The sequence below is a fragment of the Roseibium aestuarii genome (genome assembly GCF_008477545.1).
Taxonomy (GTDB): domain Bacteria; phylum Pseudomonadota; class Alphaproteobacteria; order Rhizobiales; family Stappiaceae; genus Roseibium; species Roseibium aestuarii.
Window position 1 is genome coordinate 56,237 of record NZ_VORA01000008.1, and the last position, 21,078, is coordinate 77,314.

A 21,078-nucleotide genomic window follows, 5' to 3' on the forward strand; every position below is an offset into this window, starting at 1 on the left:
CGCAGGTAAAGCAGAAGACGCAGGGCGGATCGAGACGGGCAGATGACGCAGACCATGCCAGAGACGGTGTATCGTCGCCGCACGCTCCCGTCCCTTGCGCTTGCCTGCGGCCTGATCCTTTGCGGAGCGGCGGTGGTGCTTGCGCTTGTCGCCGCGCCAGCCGGAGCCCAGACGGATGGATGGGGATCTCGCACCCCCATCGTCGTGGCCGAGAACGGCCGTTTTTCGTTCAATCCCTTCGGATCCCTGCTTCGCCTGTTCAAGGGGGATGACCGGCAGAAGAGCCGGCCTCCCAAGGATGGGGCCAAGCGCAATTCCTCTGGCGCGGCCTCGTCGGCCGCCTCGGGTGGCTCCAGCTATTCCAAGCCGCGTTTCGTGGAGCAGGCCAAGGACCCGGAAGCGGGTGTGCTGCTCGTCATCGGCGACGAGATGGCCGATGGCGTGGCCGAAGGGCTGAAGTTCCTGCTGCAGGACAAGCCCATGGTGCGGACGGAGAAGATTATTCATCCGGGCAGCGGGTTGATCGGTGGCAAGCCCGTGGAATGGTCGGCGGATCTGCGGTCCTTCGCAGAGCTGGACCGGGTGCGCGCCGTGGTCGTGATGATGGGGCAGCATGATCCTGCTTCCACCCTTGCCGGAGAACCGCCGGTCGAGTTCGGCACGCAAGCCTGGGCCGATGCCTACCGGACCCGGACGGCGCAGCTTGTCGAGACCGTGCGCGGCCTGCGCAAGCCGGTGATCTGGATCGGCCTGCCGCCGACCAATGCGCCGCTGCTCAATGCGGATTTCCAGCTTTTCAGTACCATCCACCGGGAAGAGGCGGAGAAGGGGCGGGGCTCCTATGTCGGGATCTGGGAAATCTTCCTGTCGGATGCCGGGGAGTATTCCTCCTACGGCCCGGATATCGACGGCCAGCGCAAGAAGCTGCGCACCGGCGACAGGATCGGCTTCACCTGGGACGGCTATCTGAAGGTGGCCTTTTTCGTGGAGCGCGAGTTGACCCGAATGCTCGGCGGATACGGCGGGCTCGCCTTCGAAGGCATCGCAGATGATCCGAATTTCATCGTGCTGACCGGCAGGTCGACCTCATCCGAGACCGATCTCCTCGGCGGCGAGTCTTCCGATCCGCAGGACAGGCTTGCGGCCACGGCGACCTTGGCCGAGAGGGTTCTGGTGCGCGGCGAGGCGATGGAAGCGCCCACCGGGCGCGTCGACGACTGGCGGCGGTAAAGCGCGGCGGGTGAGGGGCGCCGCGCGCCCGCGGGCCGCTGCCTTGTGGCACCTGTGGTCAGGATCGCTCAAAGATCAAAGGGCCGCCCCGTTGCCGGGAGCGGCCCTTCTTCATGTCTGCAAGGTGCTGCCGATCAGCGCGGCAGGTTGCTGGATCCGGTCAGGAACTCGTCCACCGCGCGGGCAGCCTGACGGCCTTCGCGGATGGCCCAGACCACCAGGGACTGACCCTTGCGCACGTCACCGGCGGCAAAGACGTTGTCCATGGAGGTGCGGTAGTCTTCGGTGTTGGCCTTCACGTTGGTGCGGCCGTCCAGCTCCAGCTTCTCGCCGGCTTCGGCGATGAAGGTGTCGAGGCGCGGGCCGGAGAAGCCGATGGCGGCCAGCACGAGATCAGCCTTGAGGATGAACTCGGTGCCTTCGATCGGACGACGCTTTTCATCCACGCGGGCGCATTTCACGCCGGTTACATGGCCGTCTTCGCCCACGATGCCGAGGGTTGCCGCGGAAAACTCGCGCTCGGCACCTTCGGCCTGGGACGACGAGGTGCGGAACTTCGTCGGCCAGTAGGGCCAGATGGTGAGCTTGTCTTCCTTGAGCGGCGGGATCGGGCGGATGTCGAGCTGGGTCACCGAGAGGGCACCCTGGCGGAAGGCCGTGCCGACGCAGTCGGACGCGGTGTCGCCGCCGCCGATGACGACGACATGCTTGCCCGCGGCCCAGATCGGCGCTTCGTTGACGCCCGGCTTGATTTCCGGCTCGCCACCGACGCGACGGTTCTGCTGGGTCAGGTAGGTCATGGCCCAGTGGCAGCCCTCGAGGGACTCGAAGCCGTCAACACCCGGATCACGCGGACGCTCGGCGCCGGCGCAGAGGATCACGGCGTCGTGACGCTCGGCCAGATCTTCCAGGGAGATGGTGGTGCCCACGTCGACGCCGTAGTGGAACGTGACGCCTTCGCCTTCCAGCTGGGTCACGCGGCGGTCGATGTAGTGCTTTTCCATCTTGAAGTCGGGAATGCCATAGCGCAGCAGGCCGCCGGCCTTGGCTTCGCGCTCATAGACATGGACCGTGTGACCTGCGCGGGCGAGCTGCTGGGCAGCGGCCATGCCGGCAGGCCCGGAGCCAACGATGGCGACGGCCTTGCCGGTCTTGATCGCAGCCGGTTCCGGCACGATCCAGCCCTCGGCCCACCCCTTGTCGGCCAGCGCCTGCTCGACCGACTTGATGTTCACCGGGATGTCTTCCAGGTTCAGGGTGCAGGCTTCCTCGCAAGGCGCGGGGCAGATGCGACCGGTGAACTCCGGGAAGTTGTTGGTGCTGTGCAGGTTGCGCAGGGCCAGATCCCAGTCGCCGCCATAGACCAGATCGTTCCAGTCGGGGATCTGGTTGTGCACGGGGCAGCCGGTGGGGCCGTGGCAGAAGGGGATGCCGCAATCCATGCAGCGGGCGGCCTGACGCTGGACCTCCGGCTCCGTCAGCGGGATCGTGAAATCCCTGAAGTGACGAATACGGTCGGACGCCGGCTGATACTTCTGCTCCTGGCGGTCAATTTCCAAAAATCCGGTAACCTTGCCCAAGGTGACCTCCTCACAAATCTCTCAAGTCTCTGGGCGGCTCGATCGGGTGCGGAGGGATCCGCACCCGAGAGCCGGGCTTCGTTCTTTCGTGTGTGCGGATCACTCCGCCGCCACGAGACCGAGGCGTTTTTCCTCCATCTCGCGCAGGGCGCGGCGGTATTCCACCGGCATGACCTTCACGAACTTGGGACGGTACTCCGCCCAGTGATCGAGGATGGTCTGGGCCCGGCTGGAGCGGGTGTATTCCACGTGCTTGGTCAGAAGCTGGCGCAGGCGCTCGTCGTCGTGACGGGTCATGTCCCCGCTCACGTCCACGCGGCCCTTGTGCTCCAGATCGCCACCGTGGTGGTGCAGCTTCTCCAGCAGGTCATCCTCTTCGGAGACCGGCTCGAGCTCCACCATGGCCAGGTTGCAGCGCGACCCGAAGGTGCCGTCCTCGTCGAGAACATAGGCCACGCCTCCGGACATGCCGGCCGCGAAGTTGCGCCCGGTCTGGCCGATGACGACGACCACGCCGCCGGTCATGTATTCGCAGCCGTGGTCACCCACGCCTTCGACGACCGCCGTCGCACCCGAGTTGCGGACCGCGAAGCGCTCGCCGGCCACGCCGCGGAAATAGGCTTCCCCGGTGGTGGCGCCATAGAGTACCGTGTTGCCGACGATGATGCTGTCCTCGGCGACGATCCGGGTGTTTTCCGGCGGACGCACGATGACCTTGCCACCCGACAGACCCTTGCCGACGTAGTCGTTGGCGTCGCCTTCGAGCTTGAAGGTGATGCCCTTGGACAGGAACGCGCCGAAGGCCTGGCCGGCGGTGCCCTTCAGGTTCACCTTCAGGGTGTCGTGGGGCATGGCGCGGGCGCCATAGCGCTTGGCCACTTCACCGGAGAGCATGGCACCGGCCGAACGGTCGACGGAGCAGATGGTCTCGTCGATGATCGTCGGGGTCTTGTCGTCGAGCGCGGGCTTGGCGGCGGCGATCAGGCGACGGTCGAGAATGTCGACGATCGGGTGTTCCTGACGCTGGGTCCAGCGGATCTCGCTCTCGTCGGCTTCCGGCTTGTAGAAGACGCGGGAGAAGTCGAGGCCACGGGCCTTCCAGTGCTCAATGGCAGCCTGCTTGTCGAGGAAGTCGGAGCGGCCGATGATCTCGTCCAGCTTCGTCACGCCCAGGGCTGCCATCAGTTCGCGCAGCTCTTCGGCGACGAAGAAGAAGTAGTTGATCACGTGCTCCGGCGTGCCCTTGAAGCGCTTGCGCAGGACCGGATCCTGGGTCGCGATGCCGACCGGGCAGGTGTTCAGGTGACACTTGCGCATCATCAGGCAGCCTGCGGCGATCAGCGGGGCGGTGGAGAAGCCGAACTCATCCGCACCCAGCAGGGCGCCGATCAGCACGTCCCGGCCGGTCTTCAGACCACCGTCGACCTGCAGCGCCACGCGGGAGCGCAGGCCGTTCAGGATCAGGGTCTGCTGGGTTTCGGCAAGGCCGGTTTCCCAGGGCGAGCCTGCGTGCTTCAGGGAGGTCAGCGGAGACGCGCCGGTGCCGCCATCGTAGCCGGAGATGGTGATGTGGTCGGCACGGGCCTTGGCAACGCCGGCCGCAACCGTACCCACGCCCACTTCGGACACGAGCTTCACCGAGATGTCGGCTTCCGGATTGACGTTCTTCAGATCGTAGATCAGCTGGGCCAGATCCTCGATCGAGTAGATGTCGTGGTGCGGCGGGGGCGAAATCAGGCCCACGCCCGGGGTGGAGTGACGCACCTTGGCGATGACCGCGTCCACCTTGTGGCCCGGAAGCTGGCCGCCTTCACCGGGCTTGGCGCCCTGCGCGACCTTAATCTGGATCATGTCGGAGTTGACGAGATATTCCGCCGTCACACCGAAGCGGCCGGAGGCCACCTGCTTGATGGCGGAGCGCTGCGGGTTGCGCGAGCCGTCCGGCAGCGGGTTGAAGCGCTCGGCTTCCTCGCCGCCTTCGCCGGTGTTGGACTTGCCGCCCATCTCGTTCATGGCCATCGCCAGCGTGGTGTGCGCCTCGCGGGAGATGGAGCCGAAGGACATGGCACCGGTGACGAAGCGCTTGACGATTGCTTCTGCCGGCTCGACCTCAGCAAGGTCGACGGGCTTGCGGCCGAGTTCCTCGGCGCCCTTGATCCGGAACATGCCACGGATCTGATAGCGGCCGGTTTCCTCGTTCACGATGCGCGCGAACTCGCGATACTGGTCGGGCAGCTTGGAACGCACCGCGTGCTGGAGCACGGCGATGGAGTCCGGGGTCCACATGTGGCTTTCGCCGCGCATGCGGTAGGCATATTCGCCGCCAACGTCGAGCGAGCGGCGCAGGACGGCGACGTCGCCGAAGGCCTGGGCCTGACGGTCCACGGTCTCGCGGGCCACTTCGTCCAGGCCGATGCCCTCGATGGTGGTCGCGGTGCCGAAGAAGAACTTCTCGACAAAGGCGCTGGACAGGCCGATGGCGTCGAAGATCTGGGCGCCGCAGTAGGACTGGTAGGTCGAGATGCCCATCTTGGACATGACCTTGAGGATGCCCTTGTTGATGGACTTGATGTAGCGGTAGACCACTTCCTCGGCGTCGACTTCCTCGGGGAAGTCCAGCTCCATGTGCATGGAGAGCAGGGTCTCGAACGCCAGGTACGGGTTGATGGCTTCCGCGCCATAGCCGGCCAGCACGCAGAAGTGGTGCACTTCGCGGGCTTCGCCGGTTTCCACCACGAGGCCCACGGAGGTGCGCAGGCCCTTGCGGATCAGGTGGTGATGCACGGCAGCGGTCGCCAGCAGCGCCGGAATGGCGATACGGGACCGGCTGATCAGGCGGTCGGACAGGATGATGATGTTGTCACCATCCAGCACGGCCTTCTCGGCGCGCTCGCACAGTTCCTCGAGAGCCTTCTCCATGCCATCCGCGCCCTTGGAGGCGGAATAGGTGATGTCGAGGGTCTTGGCGGAGAACTGGTTGTCGGCAATGTCCCCGATGGCGCGGATCTTTTCCAGATCCGCGTTGGTGAGGATCGGCTGGCGCACTTCCAGACGCTTGGAGGTGGAGACCTCCTTCAGGTCGAAGAGGTTCGGGCGCGGGCCGATGAAGGACACCAGGCTCATGACCAGTTCCTCGCGGATCGGGTCGATCGGCGGGTTGGTGACCTGAGCGAAGTTCTGCTTGAAGTAGGTGTAGAGCAGCTTCGACTTGTCGGACAGCACGGAGACCGGAGTGTCGGTGCCCATGGAGCCGATGGCTTCCTGGCCGATGGTTGCCATCGGCTGCATCAGAAGCTTGATGTCTTCCTGCGTGTAGCCGAAGGCCTGCTGACGGTCGAGAAGGCTCTCGCCGGCAACGGGTGCACGTTCACGCACCGGCGGCATGTCTTCGAGCACGATCTGCGAGCGGTGCAGCCAGTCCCGATAGGGGTTGGCGGTGCACAGTTCGCGCTTCACCTCTTCATCGGAGATGATGCGGCCCTGTTCCAGGTCGATGAGCAGCATGCGGCCCGGCTGCAGGCGCCACTTGCGGACGATCTTTTCTTCCGGCACCGGCAGAACGCCGACTTCCGACGACATGATGACATAGTCGTCTTCGGTGACGATGTAGCGGGCCGGACGCAGGCCGTTGCGGTCGAGCGTCGCGCCGATCTGGCGGCCGTCGGTGAAGGCCACTGCGGCAGGGCCGTCCCACGGTTCCATGATCGCGGCGTGGTATTCGTAGAAGGCGCGGCGGTTCTCGTCCATCAGCGGGTTGCCGGCCCAGGCTTCCGGGATCAGCATCATGGCTGCATGGGCGAGCGAGTAGCCGCCCTGGACGAGGAATTCCAGCGCGTTGTCGAAGCAGGCGGTGTCCGACTGGCCTTCATAGGAGATCGGCCACAGCTTGGTGATGTCGCCGCCGAAGAGCGGAGAGGACACCGAAGCCTGACGGGCGGCCATCCAGTTGACGTTGCCGCGCAGGGTGTTGATCTCGCCGTTGTGGGCGACCATGCGGTAGGGGTGGGCAAGGTCCCAGGACGGGAAGGTGTTGGTGGAGAAGCGCTGGTGCACCAGGGCAAGAGCCGAGGTGAAGCGCTCGTCCTTCAGGTCCTTGTAGTAGGCGCCCAGCTGATAGGCCAGGAACATGCCCTTGTAGACCAGGGTGCGGCTTGACATGCAGACCACGTAGAAGCCGTGCTTTACCGCATCGCTCTCGGCGCGGACGGTGTTGGACACCACCTTGCGCAGGATGAAGAGGCGACGCTCGAACGTGTCCTGATCGATGCAGTTGGTGCAGCCAATGAAGACCTGGGCGCAGAACGGCTCGGTGGCCGCAATGTCCGGGGCCTTGGACAGGGAGGAGTTGTCGGTGGGCACATCGCGCCAGCCGAGCACTTCCTGGCCTTCCAGCGCGATGACGCGCTCGACGATTTCCTTGCACTTGGCGCGCAGGGCCGGGTCCTGGGGCAGGAACAGGAAGCCGACGCCATACTTGCCCGGTTCGGGCAGGGTCACGCCCTGTGCCGCCATTTCCTCGACGAAGAAGGCATGGGGGATCTGCACCAGCATGCCGGCGCCGTCGCCCATGAGCGGATCGGCCCCAACCGCGCCGCGGTGGGTCAGGTTTTCGAGGATGTTGAGGCCGTCTGCCACGACCTGGTGCGACTTCTGGCCCTTCATGTGGGCAATGAAGCCGACGCCGCAGGCATCGTGTTCGCGCGCGGGATTATAGAGCCCGTTCTCGGCAGCGTCGTGCAGACGTTTCGACAGTGTCGTGCCCGCGGTGGTCGCCGGGGTCATCTCTGCCTGAATCGTGCCGTTCTGGATCGCCGTGCCGGTCGTCAGCTCTATTCTCTTCATTTGCTCCCTCACGTGTTCGCACACGATGTTTCCGGGCCGGGGTCCGGCGTCAGGCTGTCGTCCGGGTCGCGTTCCTTGCGGGATGCGGCTCGTGTGACGACCCTGGCCATCGGCCTCGGCTCTGTCGAAATTCGAACGCCTGTTCGCCGTCGTCGGGATTTGGCCCCTGGCGAGCTGGCGTGGTGTCGATCCGACCTTGCGTCCGGTTGCTCCGTCCCGTGTGCGCCTTGCGTCCGTCTCTTGCGGGAAGAGGGGACGCGGCGTCTTGCACCTTACAGGCTTTGCAAGCAGGCGGATCTTTCGTGATCCGGTCCGCAATCGACGTCATTCCCCGGGGTCGGTCCCGATCCGGTCTCACCGCTATCCGGCGCTGCCCTTGCAGTCCGGAGGGCAGCGGACGAGGTGGCCGTGCTCCGTGGTCTCGTAAATGGGACAGTGATGCTGTCCTATTGCAAGCGGCGCGACCATGCCAGATTTCCACCAGCGGGGCAAGTCCGTTTGTCCCCGACACTATTATAAATATTTCGCGGGCGCAGTGCCAAATCGCTGTTTCGTGGCTTTTGGAGGCTCAAAAGGAAAGATTCTTGCACGCCGTGGCGAATTCAAGGCAGCGAGGGCTGTCTGAGGTTGCGGTGCGGCGATCATATCTTGCGCCGCAAGAGGCTGGTCGGGAACAGGCGTTCCGATCACGGCGGGTGTCACGGGCGTTTGATTTTCCATTGATCGGGGAAGTTGGGAAGGTCTGCCTGCGACCGGTCGATGAACCGGCTGCGCGTGATCACAAACGGATCGACCGAGAGGAGATCGAGATGAGCAAGACCCGACTGACCGCGACCGTTCTGGCTGGTGCCATGGCCGGTGCCCTTGCCGGGATCGCTGCCCCGCAGGATGCTGCCGCTCAGGCCAAGGAAAAGTGCTACGGCGTGTCCCTGAAGGGCCAGAACGACTGCAAGGCCGGACCGGGCACCACCTGCGCCGGAACGTCCACCGTCGATTATCAGGGCAATGCCTGGACCCTCGTGCCCAAGGGCTCCTGCGCCGACATGAAGCTCCCGGGCGAGCGTCAGGGCTCCCTGTCTCCGCTCGAGCGCGATCTGCCCAAGGCCTGATCGTCCTCCGGCGACCGGATTGCGGAACCGGCCTGGCCTTCGGGTCTGGCGGTTCCGGCCGGTTTGCGCCAGCCTGGAACAAGGAAGAGACCGGATGACCACCATGAGCGACCTGGCTGGGGGACTTCCCGCGGCCGCCGGACTGGGGCTGAAGCCTGACCATGTCCGCGAGATCCTCGAAATGCGCCCGGCCGTCGGCTTCTTCGAGGTTCATGCGGAGAACTTCATGGGCGACGGGGGCATGCCCCATCGCCAGCTCTCGGCCATCCGCGAGCTCTATCCGGTCTCCCTGCATGGGGTGGGGCTGTCGATCGGTGGGGAAGACCCGCTCGACAAGGGTCACCTTGCCCGGTTGAAGCGGCTGGTCGAGCGCTATGCGCCCGCGCAGTTCTCGGAGCATCTGGCCTGGTCCACCCATGAGGGAACCTATTTCAACGACCTGCTGCCGCTGCCTTACACGGAGCAAACGCTGGCGCGGGTCTGTGATCACGTGGATGAGGTTCAGGAGGTTCTCGGGCTGCGGATGCTCCTGGAAAATCCGTCGACCTATGTCGCCTTCAGCGAAACGACCCTTTCCGAAACGGAGTTTCTGGCGGAGATCGCCGGGCGGACCGGCTGCGGTCTGCTGCTCGACGTGAACAACGTGCATGTGTCCTGCGTGAACCAGCAATGGTCGCCGCAGGACTATCTCGCGGATTTTCCGATGCAGCATGTGGGCGAGATCCATCTGGGCGGGCATGCGCAGGACACGGATGATCTGGGGCGGCCGCTGCTGATCGACAGCCACGACCGGGAGGTCGATGCGCAGGTCTGGGCGCTGTTTGCCGACGTCATTGCCCGTCATGGGTCGCTGCCGACGCTGATCGAATGGGATCAGGCACTGCCCGATCTTCCGGTGCTGCTCGACGAGGCGCGCCGGGCGGAGGCCATCCTGTCTGCTCACCGCCTTTCTGGCCACCGCCCTTCTGGCCACCGTCTGGCTGCCGACCAGGAGATGCGCCGTGCGGGATGACCACACTGCGCTCGGGTCCTCTCGGCTGGCCGGCGGGCTGCTGGTGCCCGTGGCGTCGGGGGATGATCTGGCGCGGGCCCTGCCGGCAGGCGTCGTCGGCCCCGAGGGACAACCGGCGCCCAGGCGTTTCTCGGTCTACCGGAACAATGTGATGTCGAGCCTGATCGAGGCGCTGGGCTCGGTCTATCCGGCGATCAGGGGCCTGCTCGGTGAAGATTATTTCAAGGCACTGGCAGCGGAGTTTATCCGCGGCCATCCGCCACGGTCGCCGGTGCTGCTCGATTACGGTGCGGAGTTCGCGGGGTTCCTCGAAGGCTTCCCGCCGCTGGCGGACTATCCCTATCTGGCGGATACGGCGCGGCTGGAATGGGCCTGGCTCAAGGCCTATCACGCGGCAGATGTGCCCGGCCTGTCGCCGGCCTGTCTGGCGGGAGTGGCTGCCGATGCGCTCGGCGAGCTGACCCTCAGGCCCCATCCGGCGGCGGCGATCCTGATGTCGCCCTGGCCGGTGCATGAGATCTGGCAGCGCAACCGCACGCAAGATGCGCGGGAGGCCCTGCCGCCGCCGGATCTTTCGCCGGGCGACCGGGCGGTTCTCATCCGGCGTCCGGAGCTGGAGGTCGAGGTCACGGATCTGAGCCCGGTCGAGGCGCGGTTCCTGACCGCTCTTCAGGCAGGCGAAACGCTGTCTGGTGCTCTGGACACGGTCCTTGCCCATGAAGAGGGCGAGGCGGACATAGCCGGGCTGCTGGCAAGCCTTGCGACAAGCTCCGCGTTTTGCGCATTGCATCGCGGATCCGCGTGCTGAACATTTGAAAAACGGGACTGGTCGAAAGACAGGAGACCGGCCTTGCGCGACGCGGGGCCGGAACGGAGGGTGACATGGATGGTGCAATCGGAATGATCCATCGCGGCCACAAGGCCGCGGCCGAGGGCGTGGAACGTCTGACGCGGGACTGGCTTCCCGGCCTTGCGGCCCGGCTCGTCTTTGCCAGCGTCTTGCTCGTTTATTTCTGGCAGTCGGGCCTGACCAAGCTCGGCGAGGGCGCGCTCGGCTTCCTGATGCCCTCCGATGGCGCCTATGCCCAGATCCTGCCCGGGGTGATGGATGCGGCCGGCTATGACGTGACCCAGATCCCGTTCTTTCCCTATGGGCTGATCGTCCTGCTGGGCACCTGGGCGGAATTCGTGCTGCCGCTGCTCGTCGTCCTCGGGCTCTTCACCCGGGTGGCCAGTGTCGGCATGCTGGGGTTCCTTGCGGTCATGACGGTGGTGGACATCACCGGTCATCACGTGGAGGCGGAAACCATCGGTGCCTTCTTCGACGCCAATCCCGGCTCGGTGATCGCGGATCAGCGGCTGATGTGGGCCTTCCCCCTGCTGATCCTTGCGCTGATGGGGCCCGGCCGGATCTCGCTCGATGCCTGGCTGGGCGCGCGGATGCGCAAGCGCGCCACCTATTATTGAGACGTGGACCGATCCGCCGGCAGCCGATCTCGTTGCAAAGTGGCTTGCGGAGCCGGCGGAGCTGACGCACTCTCCGCGCCATGAACTTCTCCAGTGACAACTGGGCAGGAGCCACGTCGCCGGTCATGGCGTCTCTGGCCCGCCATGCCTCCGGATTTGCTCCCGCCTATGGCAGCGATCCGCTCACCCTTTCCGTCGCACAGCGCTTCCGTGATCTCTTCGAGAGGGACGTGAAGGTCTTCTTCGTGGCCACCGGCTCGGCCGCCAATGCGCTGGCGCTCTCCGCCTATGCGCGTCCGGGCGGTGCGGTCTTCGGGCACATGGATGCCCACATCCGGGTCGACGAATGCGGCTGTCCCGAATTCCTGACCTCCGGCAACCGCATGGTTGGCGTGCCGGGGCAGGACGGGAAGATGACGCCCGACGCCCTGCGCCAGACCATGGAAGCCTACCCGGACGGGGTGGTGCATCACGGTCAGGTGGCGGCCGTCTCCCTGACCCAGGCGACCGAAAGCGGCACTGTCTATACGGTCGAGGAAATTGCCGCCCTCAAGGAGGTTGCGACTTCCCGCGGGGTGCCCCTGCACATGGATGGCGCGCGCTTTGCCAATGCGCTCGTGAGCCTCGGCGTGACGCCAGCGGAGATGACCTGGAAGGCCGGTGTCGACGTGCTGTCCTTCGGCGCCACCAAGAACGGATGCTGGTGCGCGGAAGCGGTCGTCTTCTTTGATGAAGCCGGCGCGAAGGGTTTCGAATATATCCGCAAGCGGGCGGGTCACCTGTTTTCCAAGAGCCGGTTCGTGGCCGCCCAGCTGGACGGCTATCTCGCCGAAGACAGCTGGCTGAAGACGGCGGCGCACGCCAACGAGCAGGCGAGCCGGCTGGGTGCCGGGATCGTGCAGAAGGGAGGTCGGCTTTTGTCGCCCGTCCAGGCCAACGAGGTCTTCCCGGTGCTGAGTAGCGAGCAGGTAACGCGCCTGCGGGCCGCCGGGGCCGCGTTCTATGAGTGGCCGGTGGCGCACGACCATCCGCAAGCTCTGAAGGACGGTGAGGTCGCCCTGCGTCTCGTCACGAGCTTTGCGACCGATCCTTCGGAAGTCTCGGCGTTTCTCGACCTGCTCTGAGCGGATTGGTCCTCTTGAATGCGACAACGGCCGGATCCTTCGATCCGGCCGTTGCCGTTTGGGGGGGAGAGACCACCGGTTGGAGGGACAGTGGGAGGTCTGTCGTGTCCGGTGGTCATCCCGTCAGGAGCTCCGGATGTCCCGGAGCCATGAGGTCAGTGGGCCTGAGCCTCGATCTGCCTGGCGCTTGCGCTGCCGATCTCGATCTTGCGCGGCTTCATCGTTTCGGGAAGCTCGCGGACCAGGTCGATGTGAAGCAGACCGTTTTCGAGCAGGGCACCTTCCACGCGGACATATTCCGCGATCTGGAAGCGGCGCTCGAAGGCGCGGGACGCAATGCCCCGGTAGAGCACGTCGCGGCCCTCATCTTCGGCTTCCTTCTCGCCCTTCACGGTCAGCACATGTTCGCGCGCCTCGACCGAGAGATCCTTCTCGGCAAAGCCGGCCACGGCCATGGTGATGCGATAGGCGTTCTCGCCGGTGCGCTCGATGTTGTAGGGCGGGTAGCTCGGGGCGTCCGCATTGGCGCTGTCGAGCATGGAGAAAAGCCGGTCAAAGCCCACGGTGGAGCGATAGAGCGGAGAAAAGTCAAAATGGCGCATATCTCTGTCCTCTCTTGAGCAACGGATATTTCTGATGCCGAACCGATCCCCCGTCTTGGCGAGATCGTTCGTGTGTCACAGGCCCGGATCCGGCGCCTGTGAACCTGAGATAAGCACGCGTTTGATGGATTCAAGAGGGCGGTTTTTGCACATGAATGCCAGCTGAACGAAGCCTTCCGTTTCGGTTCAAGTGGCCTGGAGCAATCTCCTCTCATCAACAGCGGCAAGGGCGACAAGGACATCGCCGCCGCCTGCCAAAGACCGAGGAGAAAGCTCATGACCCGCATGACCGCCAAGTTTGCCCGCAGCTTCCTGACCGCTCTGGTTCTGGGGGGCTCCATCGTCACCACCGCCGGTGTGGCGTCTGCCGCCGGCTCCAATATCAGCTCTGGGCACGCCCCTGTCGTCCAGGCAGACTATCGCGGTCACCACGGTGATCGGGGCCAGGGCCGGGATCAGGGTCGAGACTGGAACCGCGACCATGACCGGCGCGACGAGCGAGGTGCCCGCGAACATCGCCGCGATGACCGTCGCCACTGGCTGATGAGCGAACGCGACGTGCGCCGCAGCCTGCGCCGTCAGGGCTTCGAGGACATCCGGATCGTCGGCCAGCGCGGCCCGGTCTACATCGTCAAGGCGGATGGCTGGCGCGGCCTTCGCGAGCGTCTGGTGGTGGATGGCCGCTCCGGTGCCATCATCGGCCGCGAGCCTGCCCGTGGCCAGGGGTTCCACTGGAGCTACCGCTGGTAAGTGACGTCGCATCATCTCTCTGATGGCAAAGGGCCCCGCCACCGCGCGGGGCCTTTTGCGTTTTCGCGCCAAGGAGCCGCCCAAGTTGCTTCGGCGCAGTTGTCGCTCCGCCACCAACGCCTTATTGTCGTGGTGATTTCCCGAACATGGCTGCGGACATGACCCTGATCGATCACCCGGACAATCCGATCCCTGCGGGGGGCGCCTGCGGCTTCCTCAAGACCGGGGACGGCGCGCAACTGCGCTATGCGCACTGGCCCTCCTCCCATGGCGGGCGCCGGGGCACGGTCACGATCCTGCAGGGGCGGGCAGAGTTCATCGAGAAGTATTTCGAGGTGATCGAGGATCTGCGCCGGCGCGGCTTTGCGGTGATTGCCTTCGACTGGCGCGGGCAGGGTGGGTCGGACCGGCCCCTGCGCAACCGGCGGCGCGGTCACGTGCGCTCCATGCGACAGTATCAGGAAGATCTGCGGACCATCCTGCGCAAGGTGTCGCTGGCCGAATATCCCGGTCCGCATTTTGCCCTCGCCCATTCCACCGGCTGCGCCGTGCTTCTGGCCGAGGCGCCGCGCCTGCGCACGACGCTGGATCGCGCGGTTCTGTGCGCGCCGCTCGTCGGCCTCTTCGATGCGCCCTGGAAGGAGCGCTCGGCCTTCCGCCTTGCGCGGCTCATGACGCTGTGTGGGTTGGGGGGGCTCTTCGTGCCCGGAGGCAACAGCGAAACCATCCTGCCCTTTGCCGGGAACCGGCAGACGAGCGACGAGCGCCGCTTTGCCCGCGCCAACGCCGTTCTGGAGGCGGGGGCCGATCTCGGGCTGGGCTCGGCCACGGCCGGATGGCTCAATGCGCTGGCGCAGGCGATGCTGTCGTTCCGCAGCCGGGACTATGGTCCTTCCGTGTCGCTGCCCTGTCTCATGATCACCGCAGGGGCCGACCGGATCGTCTCGACCCGCGCGGCCGAGGAGCTGGCGTCGCGGATGAAGTCCGTCGGCTATCTGGAGATCGCCGGGTCGGCCCACGAGATCCTGATGGAGCGCGACGTCTTCCGGGATCAGTTCTTCACCGCCTTCGACGCCTTCATTCCGGGGCAGGTGGAAGCGCCGGCCCTTCTGGAAGAGCCGGCGCGCATGTGAGGCCTCAGACCGCGGCGCGGGAGAGGATCGTCAGAAGCTGGTCATGCAGGCGCGGGTCGCCGCTGGCCACCACCTGACCGCCGTCTGCCGCGCTGCCGCCGGTCCAGCTGGTGATCACGCCGCCGGCGCCTTCGATGATCGGGATGAGCGCCACCACGTCATAGGCCTGCAGGCCGGTCTCGATGACGCAGTCCACCTGACCGGCGGCCACCATCGCATAGCCATAGCAGTCGCTGCTGTAGCGGTTGAGGCGGGTGCGCGAGGCAATCGCCTGATAGGCGTCGGCCTCGGCGCCCTGGAACATTTCCGGCGCGGTTGTCAGCAGCACGGCGCTCTCGATCTCGGCGCAGGGGCGGGTCGCGAGTGTTCGTGCACCCAGCGGGCCTTCATACCAGGCGCTCTTGCCGTCGCCCGCATAGGTTTCGCCCACATAGGGCTGGGCCATCATGCCGATGGCGGGCTTGCCGCCGGTCTTCAGGCCGATCAGCACGCCCCAGGTCGGCAGACCGGAGATGAAGGCGCGGGTGCCGTCGATCGGATCCAGCACCCAGACATGTTCCGCGTCGAGGTTTTCCGATCCGTGTTCCTCACCCAGAATGCCGTGATCCGGATAGGCGCGGTTGATTTCCGCGCGCATGGCGGTTTCCGCGGCCCTGTCGGCGATGGTCACCGGGTCGAAGCCGCCGGACTTCTTGTTCTCCACGTCGAAGCCGGTGCGGAAATGCGGAAGGATCGCAGCACCCGCGGCACTGGAGAGAGTGGTCAGAAAGGGGACAAACGGATGGGATGAAGACACGAAAAGCTCCAGTCATGGTGCGCGGCACTGTCAGATCCGGCGGGCGGGGCGACGGTGTTCGGAAAGCTGTCTTTTCAATTAGGTCAGTCGCTTAAGGGGACGCAACCGAAAAGAACGCAAGTTGATCGGGCGAATTGCCTAATTTTCGGACATGCCCTGCATAGAAGCGAGGCTTGACCTTTGTGCGTTGCGGCGCGATATTTATTGCAGCGCGAAACGATCTTTCCGAGTAGCGCCGCCCTCCTTGGGCGTTTCCTCCCTAGACTCGGGCCGCTTTTCAGCGGCCCTTTTTTCTTTCAATCGATGCAAGGTGTTGAAATCTCGGAGAGATGCGTCTTTCCCGGGAGCCGTTGGCGTGCGCCTATTCGGCGGCCTGCGCCTCTTCCTGGAAGGGATGGTCCGGCATGGCGGTCAGCTCGCGGGCGAAGATCGCCAGATCGTTCTGCAGGCGGACGAAGTGCTGGTTCGGCATGTGGGTCGTCTCGTCCATGTAGAGACCGCGGTTGATCTCGATCTGCAGCGCGTGGAGGCTACGGTTCGGCCGGCCGTAATGCTCGGTGATGAAGCCGCCCGCATAGGGCGTGTTGCGCGAGACCTTGTAGCCGAGGCTGCGGAGCAGGGCGCTGGCATAATCCACCAGTTCTGGCGCACAGCTGGTGCCATAGCGGTCGCCGAGAATGAAATCCGGCTTGGCGTCGGTGGAGGCGTGGCGCACGGTCGAGGGCATGGAATGGCAGTCGATCAGCACAGCAAAGCCGAAGGTCACATGGGTCTGGGCCAGCAGGCGGCGCAGGGTGGTGTGATAGGGCTTGTAGATCTCCTCGATGCGCCACAGCGCCTCGGACACGGGCAGGCGGTGCCGGTAGATCTCCTGGTTGTCACTGACGATGCGGGCAATGGTGCCGAGCCCGCCCGCGACGCGGATGGAGCGCACGTTGGCATAGGGCGGCAGGCGATCCTCGAACATCTTTGGATCGAGCTCGTAGGGCTCCCGGTTCACGTCCAGATAGGCGCGGGGAAAGTGAGCGCGCAGCATCGGGGCGCCCAGCGGCACCACGTGGGTGAAGAGCTGGTCGACGAAGGCGTCCTCGGAGCGACGGATGGTCCGCTCGTCAAGGCGCGAGGCCTGCAGGAAGCTGCGCGGATACTGGCAGCCGGAATGGGGGGAGTTGAAGACGAAGGGCAGGCGCTGGTCAGCCGGGGTGAGTACCTCGAACGGGGGGCGTCCGTTGAAATCCGCACGGAGTTCCGGTGCGGGTCTGCCGTCCCGATCCGCGTTCCGTTCCAGGTCCCTTTCCGATGCCAAATCCATTCCTTTCCTTGGTCCCGTGACCGGGTGACGCATGGTGCCAATGAATTAACATCCCGTCCACAGAAACCCTTATTTCGGTAGGCGGCGCTTGGTTTCTTACTATCTTTATACCCGATTCCGACTATAAACGGCAGGATAGGGCGGACCTGGTCCGCCATGCACAGTTTTAACAGCGAATGGTTGTTCACAATGCCGCGTATTCTCCTTGCGGAAGACGATAATGACATGCGCCGGTTCCTGGCCAAGGCGCTCGAGAACGCCGGGCACGAGGTGATTTCGTTCGACAACGGGCGCAGTGCCTACGAGCGTCTGCAGGAAGAACCCTTTTCCCTGCTGCTGACCGATATCGTCATGCCGGAGATGGATGGCATCGAGCTCGCGCGCCGCGCGACCCAGCTCGATCCGGATCTCAAGGTGATGTTCATCACCGGTTTCGCCGCGGTTGCCCTGAACCCGGAATCCGACGCGCCCAAGGATGCGAAGGTTCTGTCCAAGCCCTTTCATCTGAAGGACTTGGTTCAGGAGGTCGATCGGATGCTTGCCGCCTGAGGGCAAGTTATCCACGGGCCTGTGGGTGAGTGAAAAAAGTTTCGACGGGTTTGAAAAAGGGTGTTGCCACCTGTCCGGATCCTCGTTATATCGCTCCCCAACACGGCGCCACGGCGTCGTTGCCACCGAGGAATTCGGGCGTGTAGCTCAGCGGGAGAGCACTTCGTTGACATCGAAGGGGTCACAGGTTCAATCCCTGTCACGCCCACCATCTTCGCACCAAATGACGGTAACCGTCACAAGGTGTGGGTCGTTCCGGTAAATCAGGATAGCGCAGGGGTTGCCCAGCAGCGGTTCTGACGGCAAGGGCCACTCACAGACGAGCGCCTAAGGCGCTCGTTTCCATGTTTACGGGTAATAGGGCCCTTCCGAGGGACAGAGTCATGAAGATCAAGAATTCGCTGAAAGCGCTGATGACCCGCCACCGGGAAAACCGCATGGTTCGCCGTAAGGGTCGCGTCTACATCATCAACAAGAAGAACCCGCGCTTCAAGGCTCGTCAGGGCTAAGTGCGGAGCGCCTTCCGGCGCTCGCGAGATCTTCTTGTCCGTTTTGACGGATTGACCGCTGCTGCCGGGAGAGTCATCTTCCGGCATGCGGCTTTTTTGGTTTCCAATTTTCATGAGCGGCCTTGCCGTGGCGCCCGGTGCGACCGCGCAAGGCAATCCTTTGTCCTTCGAAGGGCCCTGCCTCGTCGTGGGCGCGCCGGCGCAGGTTGCACTCAGGGCCTGGCCCGGAGCCTACTTGCTTCCCATCCAGGATCTGGACCCGGAGGCCGAGGCGCCAAGCCTCGACGATCTCCACACGCCTCTCGACGAACCGGACGGCGACGAGGGGGCGAGCCTGCCGCCTTCCGACGCTGCGCCCGGTGACGCGGATGGCGAGACGCCGGATGCCATGGCTGCGCTCGACCGTCTCTTTGACGAGCTCGCCACCGCCGGAGACGACGCTCAGGCCCAGATGCGGGCGCGGCGCATCCAGATGGTCTGGCTCCAGTCGGGCAGCGACACGGTGGATCTCCTCATGCGCCGGGCCGGCATCGCGCTCCAGCAGGAAGACTTCACTCTCGCCCTCGATCTGCTCGACGTTGTGACCACCCTGGAGCCGGACTACGCGGAAGGCTGGAACCGCAGGGCGACGGTCTTCTACATGCAATCGGATCTTTCCCGTTCGCTGGCCGACATCGAGCGGACCCTGTCCCTCGAGCCCCGGCACTGGGGCGCGTTGTCGGGTCTTGCCCTCATTCAGCGCAAGCTCGGGCAGACCGCGCGGGCCATGGAAACGTTCCGGCAGGTTCTGGCGATTCATCCGGGCCTGAGCGATGCGCGTGATGCCCTGGAGGAGCTGGAGGCGGCCAACGCGGGTCAGGAGATCTGATCTGCCGCCCGGTCGCTCCCGGCTTCACCGCGCGCTGCCGGCATTGCCAAACGCGGCGCGCCGACTACCCTATTTCCCATGACAACGTTTCTGGTTCTGGCCGGCGCGCTCGCGCTGCTGGCGCTCTACACCCTCCATCGCACGCGCCGAATCGAGCGGGACCATCCGCCGACGGGCGAGATCCTGCGCGTGGACGGGGTCGACATGCATTATCACCGTCTTCCGACGCAGGGGCGGGGTGCCGCCCTGCCGCCGCTGCTCTTCATCCACGGTGCCAGCGGCAACGGGTGGGACCAGATGAGCGCCTTCCGGCCGCATCTGGAGGGCCGTGCGGAGCTGATCTTCGTCGACCGGCCGGGCCTTGGCCATAGCGGCCGGGCAGAGGATCACGCGGACCCCATGGAACAGGCGCGCTCCATCGCCGGGCTGCTGGATCGCCTCGGCATTACGCAGGTAGTGGTCATCGGCCATTCGCTCGGAGGCTCCGTCACGGCGGCTCTGGGCCTGCTGCGGCCGGATCTGGTGCGCGGGCTGGTGTTTCTGGCACCGGCGACCCATCCCTGGCCCGGAGGGGTCACATGGTATTACCGGGTCGCGGCGCTGCCGGTGATCGGGCCCCTCTTCACCTGGACGCTGACGCTTCCCATCGCGGAGCGGGTCGCGCCCGCCTCGATGAAAAACGTCTTCGCCCCGGATCCGGCACCGGCCGATTATGACGCGGCGATCCGCTTGCCGCTGCTGTTCCGGCCCAGGTCGTTCCGGGCCAATGCACGGGATGTGGCAGGGCTCAAGGCCCATGTCACCCGGCAGGCGGAGCGCTACGGCGAGCTGACGCAGCCCACGCTGATCTTCACCGGCGACCGGGACACGGTGGTCTGGCCGCATATTCACAGTGACGGTCTGGAACGGGATCTGCCGCGTGCGCAAAAGCGCCTGCTGCCGGGGGCAGGGCACATGCCCCATCACACCCACGGGGCGGAGCTGGCGGAGGCGATTCTGGAGCTGGCGGAGCAGGTGGCGCGGTTTGAGGGCCTGCATGATGGCGCGCAGCAGAATGTGCTCCAACCTGCCTGAGGGAACGTCTTTCGGGCGTCGCCCATGAAAAAAGCCGGCGCGCCCCAGGGCGGCCGGCTTTTCAAGTGTCCCGAAAGGGGCTGGCTTACATGCCGACGCCCGGGCCCATGCCGAGAGCCTGCAGGTAGAGGTCGAGTATCGCCTCTTCCTCTTCACGCTCGTGCGGCTGCTTCTTGCGCAGGGACACCACCTTGCGGAGGATCTTCACGTCGAAACCGTTGCCCTTGGCTTCCGCGTAGACATCCTTGATGTCGTCGGAAATGACCTTCTTTTCTTCTTCCAAGCGCTCGATTCGTTCGACGAACGCGCGCAGCTGATCTCCGGCTACCGGATCGGACATTCTTCTTCTCCTTGATGACGATGCAACGGGGCGCAAACGGCCCGAAAAGGTTGAGCGTGGGGTGCCAGAACTGCCGGGCAAGGTCAAGCGTCCTGCCCGGGTGGCGCTCACGAATGGTCGGGTTTGTTCACCTCGAAGGCGGCTTTCTGGTCGGCAGAGGCTTCGGTCTGGTAGGTCTGCTTCCAGGTCTCGTAGGGCATGCCGTAGACGGCTTCGCGAGACTGGTCCTTGGTCAGCTCCACGCCCTTTTCCTTCGCGGCGTCGAGATACCAGTTGGACAGGCAGTTCCGGCAGAAACCGGCGAGATTCATCATGTCGATGTTCTGCACGTCGGTGCGGTTGCGCAAGTGCGAGACCAGCCGGCGGAAGGCGGCAGCTTCCAGCTCGGTGCGGGTGGCGTCGTCCATTCTCGGGCTCCTTGGATGGTCAGGGTTCGGACGGAAGGATGTGACCCGCGGCCTCCGGGTGAGGCGCCGTGGGTGCGGACCCAGACAATTGGATGTTTTCATCGGCCTTGCAAGATCTCAGGTCAGCGGGTGCGATGCATCTCGTCGTTTCACGGAAATGCACAAAGCGGGGGTGACGAGAGCGCCTCGCGCGGTTAGTGTGTTGATCTTGTTGTGGTCCACGCGCTTCGTCCGCGGTTCCGCCTCCCTCCTTTCCTGACGTTCCGTTCGTCGTCTGCTTTGTGTCCGGATCCCGTGTTTAAATCGATTAGTTTGACCGTATTCCCTGCCGTTTCGCGCCGGTGGGGTGTTTCCTGCGGAAAAGCGGCAGGTCG

19 protein-coding genes and 1 tRNA gene are annotated in these 21,078 nt (G+C 64.9%); 13 read left to right on the forward strand and 7 right to left on the reverse strand.

Features of this window, described 5'->3' with window-relative positions; genetic code table 11:
• Nucleotides 1-54: 54 nt before the first annotated feature.
• On the forward strand, nt 55-1,230 hold the full coding sequence (locus FR728_RS18265) for an SGNH/GDSL hydrolase family protein (RefSeq protein WP_149894203.1): 1,176 nt from the start codon (nt 55-57) through the stop codon (nt 1,228-1,230).
• Between the two features lie 134 nt (nt 1,231-1,364).
• Here the strand turns inward: FR728_RS18265 and FR728_RS18270 are convergent, their stop codons facing one another.
• Complete coding sequence (locus FR728_RS18270) at nt 1,365-2,810, reverse strand: glutamate synthase subunit beta (protein ID WP_149894204.1); 1,446 nt, start codon at nt 2,808-2,810, stop codon at nt 1,365-1,367.
• Between the two features lie 99 nt (nt 2,811-2,909).
• Complete coding sequence (gene gltB / locus FR728_RS18275) at nt 2,910-7,652, reverse strand: glutamate synthase large subunit (RefSeq protein ID WP_149894205.1); 4,743 nt, start codon at nt 7,650-7,652, stop codon at nt 2,910-2,912.
• 809 nt (nt 7,653-8,461) lie between these two features.
• Here gltB and FR728_RS18280 point away from each other — a divergent pair.
• The 5 genes from FR728_RS18280 to FR728_RS18300 all read left to right on the forward strand — a co-directional run bounded on the left by FR728_RS18280 (nt 8,462) and on the right by FR728_RS18300 (nt 12,364).
• Entirely contained in the window at nt 8,462-8,761 is a 300-nt protein-coding gene (locus FR728_RS18280) for a BufA1 family periplasmic bufferin-type metallophore (protein WP_149894206.1), read from the forward strand.
• 103 nt (nt 8,762-8,864) lie between these two features.
• Nucleotides 8,865-9,773 carry an MNIO family bufferin maturase gene (gene bufB, locus FR728_RS18285; RefSeq protein WP_149894207.1) on the forward strand — a complete coding sequence of 303 codons (909 nt, stop codon included), beginning with the start codon at nt 8,865-8,867 and terminating at the stop codon, nt 9,771-9,773.
• Complete coding sequence (locus FR728_RS18290) at nt 9,763-10,581, forward strand: HvfC/BufC N-terminal domain-containing protein (protein WP_188318955.1); 819 nt, start codon at nt 9,763-9,765, stop codon at nt 10,579-10,581. The genes bufB and FR728_RS18290 overlap by 11 nt, the downstream gene beginning before the upstream one ends.
• 74 nt (nt 10,582-10,655) lie before the next feature.
• On the forward strand, nt 10,656-11,240 hold the full coding sequence (locus FR728_RS18295) for a DoxX family protein (protein ID WP_149894209.1): 585 nt from the start codon (nt 10,656-10,658) through the stop codon (nt 11,238-11,240).
• A gap of 80 nt (nt 11,241-11,320) precedes the next feature.
• The gene (locus tag FR728_RS18300; protein ID WP_149894210.1) at nt 11,321-12,364 is read left to right on the forward strand and encodes a threonine aldolase family protein; all 1,044 of its coding nucleotides are present in this window, start codon (nt 11,321-11,323) and stop codon (nt 12,362-12,364) included.
• A 155-nt stretch (nt 12,365-12,519) separates the two neighbouring features.
• On the opposite strand, the gene FR728_RS18305 is transcribed toward FR728_RS18300, so the two are convergent.
• On the reverse strand, nt 12,520-12,966 hold the full coding sequence (locus FR728_RS18305) for an Hsp20 family protein (protein ID WP_149894211.1): 447 nt from the start codon (nt 12,964-12,966) through the stop codon (nt 12,520-12,522).
• A 276-nt stretch (nt 12,967-13,242) separates the two neighbouring features.
• Here FR728_RS18305 and FR728_RS18310 point away from each other — a divergent pair, with 276 nt between their 5' ends.
• Both FR728_RS18310 and FR728_RS18315 read left to right on the forward strand, forming a co-directional pair.
• Nucleotides 13,243-13,716, forward strand: coding sequence for a hypothetical protein (locus tag FR728_RS18310; RefSeq protein WP_149894212.1), 474 nt, complete (start codon nt 13,243-13,245; stop codon nt 13,714-13,716).
• Nucleotides 13,717-13,862: 146 nt separating this feature from the next.
• Complete coding sequence (locus FR728_RS18315) at nt 13,863-14,849, forward strand: alpha/beta fold hydrolase (RefSeq protein WP_208998918.1); 987 nt, start codon at nt 13,863-13,865, stop codon at nt 14,847-14,849.
• Nucleotides 14,850-14,853: 4 nt separating this feature from the next.
• Here FR728_RS18315 and hisN read toward each other — a convergent pair whose 3' ends face one another.
• Nucleotides 14,854-15,645: a histidinol-phosphatase gene (gene hisN, locus FR728_RS18320; RefSeq protein WP_149894213.1), complete on the reverse strand. Its 792-nt coding sequence runs from the start codon at nt 15,643-15,645 to the stop codon at nt 14,854-14,856.
• Between the two features lie 361 nt (nt 15,646-16,006).
• A complete protein-coding gene (locus FR728_RS18325) occupies nt 16,007-16,957 on the reverse strand; it encodes an N-formylglutamate amidohydrolase (protein ID WP_149894214.1) in 951 nt (316 codons plus the stop codon).
• A gap of 189 nt (nt 16,958-17,146) precedes the next feature.
• Here FR728_RS18325 and cpdR point away from each other — a divergent pair, with 189 nt between their 5' ends.
• The 5 genes from cpdR to FR728_RS18350 all read left to right on the forward strand — a co-directional run bounded on the left by cpdR (nt 17,147) and on the right by FR728_RS18350 (nt 19,957).
• Nucleotides 17,147-17,506, forward strand: a complete 360-nt coding sequence (cpdR, locus tag FR728_RS18330) for a cell cycle two-component system response regulator CpdR (protein WP_149894215.1) — start codon at nt 17,147-17,149, stop codon at nt 17,504-17,506.
• A 136-nt stretch (nt 17,507-17,642) separates the two neighbouring features.
• Nucleotides 17,643-17,717: transfer RNA gene (locus FR728_RS18335), tRNA-Val, on the forward strand.
• Nucleotides 17,718-17,889: 172 nt separating this feature from the next.
• Nucleotides 17,890-18,015 (forward strand): type B 50S ribosomal protein L36, encoded by a 126-nt coding sequence (gene ykgO / locus FR728_RS18340; protein ID WP_008196524.1) that lies wholly within the window; start codon nt 17,890-17,892, stop codon nt 18,013-18,015.
• Nucleotides 18,016-18,250: 235 nt separating this feature from the next.
• Entirely contained in the window at nt 18,251-18,883 is a 633-nt protein-coding gene (locus tag FR728_RS18345; protein WP_208998919.1) for a tetratricopeptide repeat protein, read from the forward strand.
• Between the two features lie 78 nt (nt 18,884-18,961).
• Entirely contained in the window at nt 18,962-19,957 is a 996-nt protein-coding gene (locus FR728_RS18350) for an alpha/beta fold hydrolase (protein WP_149894217.1), read from the forward strand.
• 85 nt (nt 19,958-20,042) lie between these two features.
• Here the strand turns inward: FR728_RS18350 and FR728_RS18355 are convergent, their stop codons facing one another.
• Both FR728_RS18355 and FR728_RS18360 read right to left on the reverse strand, forming a co-directional pair.
• On the reverse strand, nt 20,043-20,297 hold the full coding sequence (locus tag FR728_RS18355) for a DUF2312 domain-containing protein (protein ID WP_149894218.1): 255 nt from the start codon (nt 20,295-20,297) through the stop codon (nt 20,043-20,045).
• A 107-nt stretch (nt 20,298-20,404) separates the two neighbouring features.
• On the reverse strand, nt 20,405-20,704 hold the full coding sequence (locus FR728_RS18360) for a DUF1244 domain-containing protein (protein WP_149894219.1): 300 nt from the start codon (nt 20,702-20,704) through the stop codon (nt 20,405-20,407).
• Nucleotides 20,705-21,078 lie beyond the last annotated feature (374 nt).

Excerpts from the sequence above, each read along its gene's own strand:
- FR728_RS18265 (WP_149894203.1), top strand. The coding sequence starts at position 55 with ATGCCAGAGACGGTGTATCGTCGCCGCACGCTCCCGTCCCTTGCGCTT.
- FR728_RS18280 (WP_149894206.1), top strand. The coding sequence starts at position 8,462 with ATGAGCAAGACCCGACTGACCGCGACCGTTCTGGCTGGTGCCATGGCC.
- bufB (WP_149894207.1), top strand. The coding sequence starts at position 8,865 with ATGAGCGACCTGGCTGGGGGACTTCCCGCGGCCGCCGGACTGGGGCTG.
- FR728_RS18310 (WP_149894212.1), top strand. The coding sequence starts at position 13,243 with ATGACCCGCATGACCGCCAAGTTTGCCCGCAGCTTCCTGACCGCTCTG.
- FR728_RS18305 (WP_149894211.1), bottom strand. The coding sequence starts at position 12,966 with ATGCGCCATTTTGACTTTTCTCCGCTCTATCGCTCCACCGTGGGCTTT.
- FR728_RS18295 (WP_149894209.1), top strand. The coding sequence starts at position 10,656 with ATGGATGGTGCAATCGGAATGATCCATCGCGGCCACAAGGCCGCGGCC.
- gltB (WP_149894205.1), bottom strand. The coding sequence starts at position 7,652 with ATGAAGAGAATAGAGCTGACGACCGGCACGGCGATCCAGAACGGCACG.
- FR728_RS18300 (WP_149894210.1), top strand. The coding sequence starts at position 11,321 with ATGAACTTCTCCAGTGACAACTGGGCAGGAGCCACGTCGCCGGTCATG.
- ykgO (WP_008196524.1), top strand. The coding sequence starts at position 17,890 with ATGAAGATCAAGAATTCGCTGAAAGCGCTGATGACCCGCCACCGGGAA.
- cpdR (WP_149894215.1), top strand. The coding sequence starts at position 17,147 with ATGCCGCGTATTCTCCTTGCGGAAGACGATAATGACATGCGCCGGTTC.
- FR728_RS18360 (WP_149894219.1), bottom strand. The coding sequence starts at position 20,704 with ATGGACGACGCCACCCGCACCGAGCTGGAAGCTGCCGCCTTCCGCCGG.
- FR728_RS18315 (WP_208998918.1), top strand. The coding sequence starts at position 13,863 with ATGGCTGCGGACATGACCCTGATCGATCACCCGGACAATCCGATCCCT.
- FR728_RS18350 (WP_149894217.1), top strand. The coding sequence starts at position 18,962 with ATGACAACGTTTCTGGTTCTGGCCGGCGCGCTCGCGCTGCTGGCGCTC.
- FR728_RS18355 (WP_149894218.1), bottom strand. The coding sequence starts at position 20,297 with ATGTCCGATCCGGTAGCCGGAGATCAGCTGCGCGCGTTCGTCGAACGA.
- FR728_RS18325 (WP_149894214.1), bottom strand. The coding sequence starts at position 16,957 with ATGGATTTGGCATCGGAAAGGGACCTGGAACGGAACGCGGATCGGGAC.